Raw genomic sequence first — 9,682 nt, forward strand, 5'->3', positions numbered from 1 at the left:
CGCGTCTCAGTTGGCCCGCAGCCGCGGGACGACCTCCTTGACGAAGAGGTCCAGCTGCCGGCGCCAGTCCCAGGAGGTGATGCGGAGGGTGACCTCGGTGGCGCCGTCGGCGTAGAGCTGTTCGATGTCGGCGGCGGCCTGCTCGGGGGTGCCGGTTGCGGTCCAGTGGCGGGTGGCCTCGCGGTCGAAGACGGGGCCGTAGTACTCGCCGAGGAAGCGGTAGCTCTCCTCGTAGGCGGCCTCGCGGTCGGGGTCGAGGTTGAGGTTGTGGTAGGCGGAGACGGGGAACGTGTCGGGGTCGCGCCCCTCCTCCACCAGGTATTCCTTGATGGCCGGGAGGTTGACGGTGAGGTGCTCGGGGCTCTTGCGGGTGGTCATCCAGCCGTCGGAGATCCGGGCGACGCGGCGCAGGGCGCGGGTGGCGAGGGGCTGCGGGGCCGGGTTGGACGCGATGTAGATCGGCGGGGGCGTCTGCACCGGCTTGGGCAGGACGGTGACGTTCTCGAAGGAGGTGTAGCGGCCCTCGTAGGTGACGTCCTCCTGGGTCCAGAGGCGCCGCACGATGTCGGTGTTCTCCTCCATCCGGGCGGCGCGGGAGCGGTCGGTGACGCCGTAGGGCGCGCCCTCCCGTTCGGAGGCGTCCTTGGGCTTGACGATGCCGGTGCACACCGCGAGCAGCATCCGGCCGCGGGAGAGCTGGTCGAGGGTGGCCCACTGGTCGGCGAAGAGGATCGGGTCGCGCACCGGGAAGCTCGCCATGCAGCCGACGGCGAGCGTGACGTTGCGGGTGGCGGCGGCGAGCGAACCGAACAGCGCGATCGCCTCGGGGCGGGGCTTGGCGAGCAGGCTGTCGCCGATCCAGAGCGAGTCGAACAGGCCGGTCTCGTCGGCCCACTGCCCGGTCTCGACGAGCTCGGAGAGGCTGAGCACGTCGAAGAACGTGCCCCGCTGCGGAAGGGTCAGCCCGATCTTCCGGGTCATGGGTTTTCCTCCTGGTCAGCTGATCGTGACGGGGCCGCGCGGGGTGTCGAGCACCGCTTCGAGCGCGGCCGGGCCGGGCGTGACGTCGAGCGCGACGCCCAGGGCGGCGAGCGCGTTCCGCACGGCGGGCGGGTCGGGGTGGCGGCCGGCGAGGGACAGCAACCGCACCTGGGGCAGGCCGCCTTCGGTGGGGTGGCGGGCGTCCTTCCAGTCGATGAGCGCGGGGGCGAGCCCGCCGAAGCGGTCGCCGCGGTTGGGGGTGAGCCGCCACTGCAGGAGGTCGCCGTCGGGGGTGCGGCGCGACAGCGGTGCGATGTCGCCCGGGTCGTAGCCCCGTTCACGCGCCTGCCGGACGGTGGCGTCCAGGTCGGCGGGCCGCACCACCCAGGCGGCGAGGCGAGGCGCGGTGAGCCGGTCGATCCCGAAGACGTCCGGCAGGGGGCGCGCGGTGGGGTCGTCGGGGCCGATCAGCTCCAGGTAGGCGGCGCCGCCGAGGCCGACGAGGTGGTTGCGCGTGCCGCGGCCGACGTGGACGCCGCCGAGCACGGGTGCGACGCCGGTGCGCTCGGTGAACTCGGCGACGAGCGCGTCGACGTCGGGTGCCGCGTAGACGAGGTGGTCCATCCGGGGTTCGATCTCCTGGGGTTCGGTCACGGCGTCACCGGCTCCCCCCACCGGCGGACGACCCCCAGGTCGAGGTCGAACAGGTCGAGCACGCGCCCGACGGTGTGGTCCACCATCTCCTCCAGGCTCGTGGGGCGGGCGTAGAACGCGGGCACCGGCGGGGCGATGATCGCGCCCAGCTCGGTGAGCTCGGCCATCGTCCGCAGGTGGTTGCGGTGCAGCGGGGTCTCCCGGACCATCAGCACGAGCCTGCGGCGCTCCTTCAGCACCACGTCGGCGGCGCGGGCGAGCAGGCTGCTGGTCACGCCGGACGCGATCTCGGACATCGACTTCACCGAGCACGGCGCCACCACCATCCCCAGCGTCCGGAACGAGCCGCTGGAGATCGCGGCGCCGAGGTCGGTGTTGGAGTAGCTGACGTCGGCGAGCGCGGTGAGGTCGGCCAGGGACATGTCGGTCTCGTAGGCGAGCGTCATCCGCGCCGACTTCGTGACCACCAGGTGGGTCTGCACGGGCGTGGGCTGCAGCAGTTGCAGCAGGCGCACGCCGTAGGTGATCCCGGACGCGCCGGAGATCCCGACGACCAGCCGCGGCGCGGTCACCGCTGCCGCTGCCAGTCGGGGGGCGCGGGCGCGGTGAGCGCCTCGATGTCGAGCTCCCGCTCGCCGGGCACCGCGATCCGCGTGAACTTCATGGGTGGCGCACCGGGCGGCACGGTGGCGTCCAGCCCCATCTTGGCGCTCATCCCGTCGGCCGCGGACGGGTCGAGCTTCGAGCCCTGGCCACCGCCGACGACGACGAGGTCGCGGTCGGCCTGGAACCGCGTGGCGACGGCCCACTCCACCTCGGTGGGGTCGTGCACGTCCACGTCGGTGTCGACCACGGTGACGTGCTTGATGTCGTAGTGCGTGCCCAGCGCACCGAGGATCACGTTCTTCGCCTCGCCCGGCGCGGGGTGATCGACCTGCACGTAGAGGTGGTAGCGGCAGGTGCCGCCGCGGGAGAGGTGCACGTCGCGCACGCAGGGGAAGCTGCGGCGCAGCGCGGCGAGGAACGACGCCTCGCGCGGGATGCCGCCGAGCAGCAGGTGTTCCAGCCCGCCGCCGACGATCGTGTGGTAGATCGGCTCCTCGCGGTGGGTGAGCGCGTCGATCTCGATGACGTGCCGCTCGGCGCGCTCGCCGTAGTACTGCGGGAACTCGCCGAACGGCCCCTCGGGCTCGCGCACCGAGGCGAGCAGCCGCCCCTCCAGCACGATCTCGGCGTCGGCGGGGACGCGCACGTCGTTGGTCGCGCAGCGGGTGACGGGCAGCGGCTCGCCCCGCAGCGCACCGGAGATCTCGAGCTCGTCGTGGTCGATGGGCACGATGGCCTGCGAGGCCATCAGCGTGAGGGGGTCCACGCCGATCACGATCGCGATCTCCAGGTCGGCTCCGGCCGACTCCTGCGCCTGGAAGAACGCGAGGGTGTGGCGGGGCAGCAGCAGGGCGCCGAGCCGGTTCGGGCCGCTCACCTGCAGACGGTGGATCGACACGTTCTGCACGCCGGTGTCGGGCCTGCGCGCGATCAGCAGGCCCGCGGTGATGTAGGCGCCGTGGTCGTGCTCGTTGTGGGTGGGGATCGGCAGCATCGTGGTGAGGTCGACGTCCTTGCGCACCACCTGCTGGCAGGGCGCGTCCGTGACCTCGCGGCTCGCCACCGGCTCCAGGCACGCGCTGCGGTAGCGCTCCACCAGCCGGTCCTGCGGCACGCCCACCGCCTCGGCCATCCAGGACCGGTCCGAGAGCAGCCCGGACACGATCGGCACGGGGTGTCCGCCGGGCCGCGGGAAGAGGGTGGCGCTGCGCCCGTCGAGCCGGTTGGCGATGCCCGCCACGCCGAACCGCAGGTCGACACCCGGCTGGGCCACAGCGAGCCGGTCGCCCGAGCGCAGGTGCTCCAGCCAGCCCCGCAGGGTGGCTCCGGGCGGGGTCATCGCGCCTCCACCGGGTCCACCGGGGTGGAGCGGCGCCCGACCAGCTGTGCCACCGTCATGATCACCAGCGGCGTGGCGACGGCGATGTAGGCGTTGTCGACGCCGAACGGGTCGCCCAGGAGGAACCACCCGGTGGTCGTGACGAGCGCCGCGACGATGGACCAGAAGGCGGCCGTGTGGTTGCCGTAGGCGGGCTTGTAGAACATCAGGACGATCAGCACGGCGAGCGCGGCGCGCAGCGACTTGGCAAGGAACGTCACCGCGAGCACGTCCTTGGCGAGCAGCGCGAGCACGATCGGCAGGACGCCCGCCACGAACGTGGCCACACGCAGGAACACGACGTCCTTGCGGTCGTCGCCCTGCTTGTTGAAGTACGGCCGGTAGAAGTCCTTGAGCACCAGCGTCGATGCGCCGATGATCAGGGCCGCGATGCTGCCGAGGATCGCGCCGACGAGACCGCACATGACGAGCCCCGTCAGGAACGGGTTGATGTCCACGGCCAGGGCGGGCAGCGCGTCGATCGACTCGATGTCCGGGTAGAGCACCGCGCTCACCATGCCGGTGACGGCGGCGAGGATGCCGAACGGCACCAGCATCAGCGCCGCGTAGAAACCGGCCCGCTGCGCGCGTTCGGGGTCGCGGACGGTGGTGACCGCCTGCACGACGTACTGGGTCGCGAAGATCGCGCCGATCCCGGCGATCAGCCAGGCGAAGATCTGCGCCCAGCCCACGCCGGCCACCGAGAAGTTCGCGGGCGGCAGCGCGGCGCGCAGGTCGTCGATGCCGCCGACGCGCGACAGCCCGATGCCGGCCAGCACCGCGACCGCGGCCAGCTTCATGATCGCGTGGAGCAGGTTCGTGTAGACCACCGACCGCCAGCCGCCGACGACCACGTAGATCGACGCCAGCACCCCGACGATGATCGTGGCCCAGGTGCGGTCGATGCCCAGCAGCGTGGCGAGGATCGCCCCGCCGCTCGCGTAGATGGCCACGGCCACGATCAGCAGCGCACACGTCATCACCACCGAAGTGGCGGTGCGCACGCGCTCGCCGTAGATGCGCGCCATCGCGCCGGAGATCGTGTTCTCGCCGAGCGCCTTGTACTTCTTCGCCACGAACAGCGAGAACAGGACGAAGCCGATCGCGAGCGCGATGACGTTCCACGCCGCCGAGATGCCGGTGGTGTACGCCTCCTGCGCCGTGCCGAGCGTGGCCGACGTGCCGATGAACTCCGACATCAGCAGGAAGCCGATCAGCGCGGCCGGGAACACCCGGCCACCGCTGGCGAAGCCTTCCGCGGTGCGGGACGACCGGCGCACGACGACGCTGATCCCGGCCAGGACCGCCATGTAGCCCACGACGATCAGCAGGACGAGCCAGACTTCTTGCATCACGTGAAAACCACCCCACCGTCGACGACCAGGGTCTGCCCCGTCATGAATCCCCCGGAACCTGACGTGAGGAACAACACGGCCCCGACCAGGTCGTCGGGCACCATCTCGCGGCCCAGCGCGCGCCCGCCCGCGGCGGCGGCGATGTAGTCCTCGGAGTTGAGGGCGCGGGTGGCCTCGTCGGTGACCAGGCCGGGCGCCACCGCGTTGACCGTGATGCCGTGCGGGCCGAGCTCGCGGGCCGCCGCGCGCGTCAGCCCTTCCACCGCAGCCTTGGAGGCGACGTAGTGGACGAAGCCGGGCACGCCCATGCGGGCCGTGGCCGAGGAGATGTTGACGATCCGGCCGCCGCCGGCCTCCCGCATCGCCGGAACGACCGCCCGGATGCCCTGCCACGTGCCCCGCACGTTGACGCGCAGCACGGTGTCCCAGTCATCCGCGGTGAGCTCGGTGAGCGACCGCTTCGCCCCGAGTCCCTGGTAGATCGCGGCGTTGTTCACCAGCGCGTCCAGGCCGCCGAACCCGTCGCGGGCCGTGGCCACCAGTTCGGCCCAGTGCCCGTCGTCGGTGACGTCGCCCGCCACGAAGCGGACCCGGTCGCCCGCCTTCGCGGCGAGCTCGGCTCCTGCCCCGGCCGCGGCGGGGACGTCGGCAGCGACCACGTTCGCGCCCGCCTCGGCGAAGGCGTGCACGTACCGCTCACCGATGCCACCCGCGGCGCCGGTGACGACGACGGTCTTCCCGCCGAGCTGCATGCTGGGTTCCTCCTCAGGTCGGGGTGGACGCCACCGGGTCGGGCGTCGCGTCGGGGTCGCGCTCGAGCGCGCCACGGGTCTCCGGGGACAGCGCCGCGCCCACGATGAACAGGGCGACGCACGCGGCGAGGAAGATCGCGAGGCGGCTCGGGATGTCGGGGATCGTGGGGCTGGCCAGGCTCACGAAGGTAGTCATGAGGCCGCCGATGGCGAACCCGCCGTTCCACACCACGGCAGTGGCGGTGGCCCGCAGCCGCGTGGGGAACCGCTCGTTGAGGTAGATCGGCACGGCGGCGTAGGAGGCGTTCGCGCTGAACGTCAGCAGCACCCCGAACCCGAGCAGCGCGCCGGTGTCCTGCGGTCCGAACCCGGCCATGACCAGCACGAGCACCGGGAGCAACAGGACGTTGAGGATGCCGGTCGCGAGGAAGACCGGGCGGCGGCCGAACCGCTCCGACAGGTGCCCGGCGATGAGCGCCGCCGGGAGGATCGCGATGCTCGTCCACACCAGGAGCACGCCGCGGGGGCCGGGCTCCAGCCCGTTGATGCTCGCGAAGAACGTGGGCAGGTAGCCGGCGGTGAGGTAGTACTGCGCGCCGCCGCCGATCACGAGCGCGAGGCTGGTGACCAGGACGCGCCGGTGCTGGGGCGCGAAGAGGTCGCGGGCGCGGGCGGGCTCGCCGCGCTCGGCGGCCTTCCAGACCGGCGACTCCTCGGTCACCCGGAACAGCAGCAGGCTCACCAGCGAGGCCACCAGGCCGCTGAAGAACATCACGCGCCAGCCCCAGGCGGCGAACGCGTCGCCGGGGAAGGCAGCGGAGACGGCCACGAAGACCAGCGAGGCGGTGACCGCCCCGATGGCCGCCCCACCACCCGCGACCAGGCCGGACACCAGACCGCGCCAGCGCTGCTCCACGGTCTCGGTGCCGAGGGTGTGGGTGGCGGCGACGACCCCGCCGACGAGGAGCCCCTGCACGAGCCGCAGCGCGATGAAGATGAGCGGGGCGAGCAGGCCGATCGTGTGGAACGTCGGCAGCGCGCCCATCAGCGCGGTCGCGACGCCCACCCCGACCACGGTGACGATCAGGGTCTGCCGCCTGCCGTTCCGGTCGGCGTAGCGGCCGAACACCGCCCCGCCGAGCGGGCGCATCACGAGGCTCACCCCGAACGAGGCGAACGTGGCGGCCAGGGTGAGTGTGGGGCTCGACGTGGGGAAGAACAGCTCGCCCACCGTGGGGGCGACGTAGAGCAGCACGAAGAGGTCGAACAGGTCGAAGCCGAACCCGATCACTGAGGCGCCGCCCGCCGTGATCATCTGACGGCGCGTCGGCGCAGGTGGCGCGGTGTGGCCCACGATGGCTCACCTCCTGGATCTGGTCAGCCGACAGTACGATCCGGACCGTCCGGAAGGTACGTCAGATGCGCAATGGGTGGCATAGCCGGGTCCCGCGACGCCTAACCGGACACCTCTCCGCTACCGTGGACAGCATTAATCGGACAGGTGTCCACTACAGGCAGGGAGCAGCATGCCCATCCACGGCAAGATCGTCGCCGTCACCGGCGCCAGCAGCGGCATCGGGGAGGCGACGGCCCGGCACCTCGCCTCGCTCGGCGCACCCGTCGTCCTCGGCGCCCGCCGCACCGAGCGGCTCGAGAAGCTCGTCGCCGAGATCGAGGCCGCCGGCGGCACCGCGACCGCGGCCCGCGTCGACGTCACCGAACCCGGCGACCTCCAGACGCTCGTCGACCTCGCCGTCGAGCGCTTCGGGCGCCTCGACGTCCTCGTCGGCAACGCCGGGGTCACCCGGATCGGCCCCCTCGCCGAGCTCGACGTCGCAGGCTGGTCGGCGATGGTCGACGTGAACCTCAAGGGGGTGCTGCACGGCATCGCCGCCGCCCTCCCGGTGTTCCGGCGCCAGGGCAGCGGCCACCTCGTCACCGTCGTCTCGACCTCCGGCCTGAAGATCGTGCCCACCCAGGCCGTCTACGCCGGCACCAAGAACGCCGTGCGCACCCTCCTGGAGGCCCTGCGCCAGGAGAGCACCGACGGCACCCTGCGCACCACGTCGATCTCGCCCGGCTACGTCCGCACCGAACTCATCGACCACGCCGTCGACGATCCGGCCGTGCGCGAGGAGGCCCAGCGGGCCATGGCAACCCTCGGGATCGACCCCCTCGCCGTGGCCCGGGCCATCGCGTTCGCGGTCGACCAGCCCGACGACGTGGAGATCGGCGACCTGACGATCAGACCCACCAGTCAGGGCTGAACCTGCTGTACTCGAACATGTGTTCGAGCAAGTCCTCGAGATCGACCGCCCGGAGGGCTGGGTCGCGAGGACGTGCTCGACGCGTTCGACCAGATGGAGCTCGACGAGCTGCTCGGCCCACCCGGCACCGCCGAGCCGGAACCGCGGGTCCGGCTCTCCCCGGACGAATGGCCGTGGGGCAGCGCGGTGCCCGGCGAGGACACGGCGATCGGGCTGGACGCGGCCACCGCCGAGCCCGGCGAGCTGTCGGACGCGGCCCTGCTCGAAGGGATCGTCGGGTTCGAACGCCTCGCGGGATGGGCGCAGGCGCGGCAGGCGCGGCTACTGGCCGAGCTCGCCCGCCGTCGGCCCGGCGACGACCCCACGATGGCCGCCACCGACAAGCCGTGCAGCATCGGGCGGTTCGCCCCCGACGAGGTCGGGCTCGCGCTGCACCTGTCCCGGCTCACGGCCAAGGCCCGGCTGGGCCGGGCGGTGCAGCCGGCCGAGGTCCTGCCGCCCACCCTGCACGCCTGGCAGCAGGGCCTGCTGGACGAGCGGCGGGTCACCGCCATCTGCGACGCCACCCTCCACCTCCCGGCGCAACAGGCACAGGAGGCGCAGCGGCGGGTTCTGGATCGCGCGCCCGAACAGACCCTCGCCCAGCTCGAGGCCGCGCTGAAGCGGGCGGTGCTGCAGGCCGACCCGGAGGGTGCGCACGAACGCCACCGCGCCGCCCGCCGCGACCGCCGGGTGGCGGTCGGCGACGAGCAGGACGGCATGGCGTCGCTGTGGGCGCTCCTGTCCGCCACCGACGCCCGATCGTGCTTCCAGTGGCTCACCCGGCTCGCCCGGGGCTGCGGCCAGGACGATCCCCGCGGCATGGACGCGCGGCGGGCCAACCTGCTGGTCGGCCTGCTCACCGGCACCCTGGTCCAGGAGAGCTCCGGACCCGACGCGGAGGACGACACCGGCGTCGGCACCGCGGGTGGCGGCGGTCCGCGCCTCCCCGCGCCGCAGCCCGTCAACCCCGGCAAGCCGCTGGTCCACGTGCTGATGCCGTTCACCACGCTGCTCGGGCTCGACGAGCAGGCCTGCGAGCTCGCGGGCCACGGCCCGATCCCGGCGGAGCTGGCCCGGGAGATCGCCTCCGACGCCACCCTGAAGCGCCTGGTCTTCGATCCCCTCTCCGGCGCCCTGCTCGACCACGGACGCACCACGTACCGGCCCCCTGCGGCACTGGCCGACTTCGTGCGGGCCCGCGACGTGCGCTGCCGCGGCCCCGTCTGCTGCCGCCGGGTCATCGACTCCGAACTCGACCACGTCATCCCGTACCCGAACGGCCCCACCAGCGAGAAGAACCTGATGGCGGAGTCGGGCACGACCACCACGCCAAGCACTCCCCGGGCCGGCGGGTCCGCACGCGGCCCGGCGGGCGGATCGAGTGGATCACCCCCACCGGACACCGGTACTCCAGCGACCCCTACGACCACCGGCCCGACACCCGGCCGCCGCCGCTACAGGGGCCCGACCCGGCGCGCGAGTCTCGCGTTCGGGGGGCCGAGTTGCGCGTCTCGGAGGACTCCCGCTAGGGAGTGTCTGACGGATCTTGGCTGGGTTGTCGGTCAGGATGGGGTCGTGGCCGAGCGTCGGGTTCTGTCGGATGAGGCGTGGACGTGGCTGGAACCACGGCTGCCGGATCGCACGCCG

At 72.7% G+C, this 9,682-nt stretch carries 9 protein-coding genes; 2 read left to right on the forward strand and 7 right to left on the reverse strand.

What is annotated here, in order from left to right; genetic code table 11:
• Positions 1 to 6: 6 nt before the first annotated feature.
• The 7 genes from ACFPL3_RS38565 to ACFPL3_RS38595 are packed head-to-tail and all read right to left on the reverse strand — an operon-like array spanning position 7 to position 7,080.
• Positions 7 to 981 (reverse strand): LLM class flavin-dependent oxidoreductase, encoded by a 975-nt coding sequence (locus tag ACFPL3_RS38565; protein WP_343943782.1) that lies wholly within the window; start codon positions 979 to 981, stop codon positions 7 to 9.
• Between the two features lie 15 nt (positions 982 to 996).
• On the reverse strand, positions 997 to 1,635 hold the full coding sequence (locus tag ACFPL3_RS38570; protein ID WP_343943783.1) for a VOC family protein: 639 nt from the start codon (positions 1,633 to 1,635) through the stop codon (positions 997 to 999).
• Positions 1,632 to 2,207, reverse strand: a complete 576-nt coding sequence (locus ACFPL3_RS38575) for a UbiX family flavin prenyltransferase (RefSeq protein WP_343943784.1) — start codon at positions 2,205 to 2,207, stop codon at positions 1,632 to 1,634. The genes ACFPL3_RS38570 and ACFPL3_RS38575 overlap by 4 nt, the downstream gene beginning before the upstream one ends.
• Positions 2,204 to 3,580 carry a UbiD family decarboxylase gene (locus ACFPL3_RS38580; RefSeq protein WP_343943785.1) on the reverse strand — a complete coding sequence of 459 codons (1,377 nt, stop codon included), beginning with the start codon at positions 3,578 to 3,580 and terminating at the stop codon, positions 2,204 to 2,206. Before ACFPL3_RS38580 ends, ACFPL3_RS38575 begins: the two co-directional genes overlap by 4 nt.
• On the reverse strand, positions 3,577 to 4,971 hold the full coding sequence (locus ACFPL3_RS38585; RefSeq protein ID WP_343943786.1) for a sodium:solute symporter family protein: 1,395 nt from the start codon (positions 4,969 to 4,971) through the stop codon (positions 3,577 to 3,579). Before ACFPL3_RS38585 ends, ACFPL3_RS38580 begins: the two co-directional genes overlap by 4 nt.
• Positions 4,971 to 5,726, reverse strand: coding sequence for an SDR family NAD(P)-dependent oxidoreductase (locus ACFPL3_RS38590; protein ID WP_343943787.1), 756 nt, complete (start codon positions 5,724 to 5,726; stop codon positions 4,971 to 4,973). The genes ACFPL3_RS38585 and ACFPL3_RS38590 overlap by 1 nt, the downstream gene beginning before the upstream one ends.
• 13 nt (positions 5,727 to 5,739) lie before the next feature.
• On the reverse strand, positions 5,740 to 7,080 hold the full coding sequence (locus ACFPL3_RS38595; RefSeq protein ID WP_343943788.1) for an MFS transporter: 1,341 nt from the start codon (positions 7,078 to 7,080) through the stop codon (positions 5,740 to 5,742).
• 172 nt (positions 7,081 to 7,252) lie between these two features.
• Here ACFPL3_RS38595 and ACFPL3_RS38600 point away from each other — a divergent pair, with 172 nt between their 5' ends.
• Together ACFPL3_RS38600 and ACFPL3_RS38605 are read left to right on the forward strand one after the other, a co-directional pair.
• On the forward strand, positions 7,253 to 7,993 hold the full coding sequence (locus tag ACFPL3_RS38600) for an SDR family oxidoreductase (RefSeq protein ID WP_343943789.1): 741 nt from the start codon (positions 7,253 to 7,255) through the stop codon (positions 7,991 to 7,993).
• A gap of 72 nt (positions 7,994 to 8,065) precedes the next feature.
• Positions 8,066 to 9,682: HNH endonuclease (locus ACFPL3_RS38605; protein ID WP_379590688.1), on the forward strand; the 1,617-nt coding region annotated here is incomplete at its 3' end.

Origin of the sequence: Pseudonocardia zijingensis (assembly GCF_042657305.1) — a bacterium.
Taxonomy (GTDB): Bacteria; Actinomycetota; Actinomycetes; order Mycobacteriales; family Pseudonocardiaceae; genus Pseudonocardia; species Pseudonocardia zijingensis.

What these genes read in the sequence shown, in the direction of transcription:
- ACFPL3_RS38580 (WP_343943785.1), bottom strand. Translation starts at nt 3,580, where the DNA reads ATGACCCCGCCCGGAGCCACCCTGCGGGGCTGGCTGGAGCACCTGCGC.
- ACFPL3_RS38590 (WP_343943787.1), bottom strand. Translation starts at nt 5,726, where the DNA reads ATGCAGCTCGGCGGGAAGACCGTCGTCGTCACCGGCGCCGCGGGTGGC.
- ACFPL3_RS38600 (WP_343943789.1), top strand. Translation starts at nt 7,253, where the DNA reads ATGCCCATCCACGGCAAGATCGTCGCCGTCACCGGCGCCAGCAGCGGC.
- ACFPL3_RS38585 (WP_343943786.1), bottom strand. Translation starts at nt 4,971, where the DNA reads ATGCAAGAAGTCTGGCTCGTCCTGCTGATCGTCGTGGGCTACATGGCG.
- ACFPL3_RS38565 (WP_343943782.1), bottom strand. Translation starts at nt 981, where the DNA reads ATGACCCGGAAGATCGGGCTGACCCTTCCGCAGCGGGGCACGTTCTTC.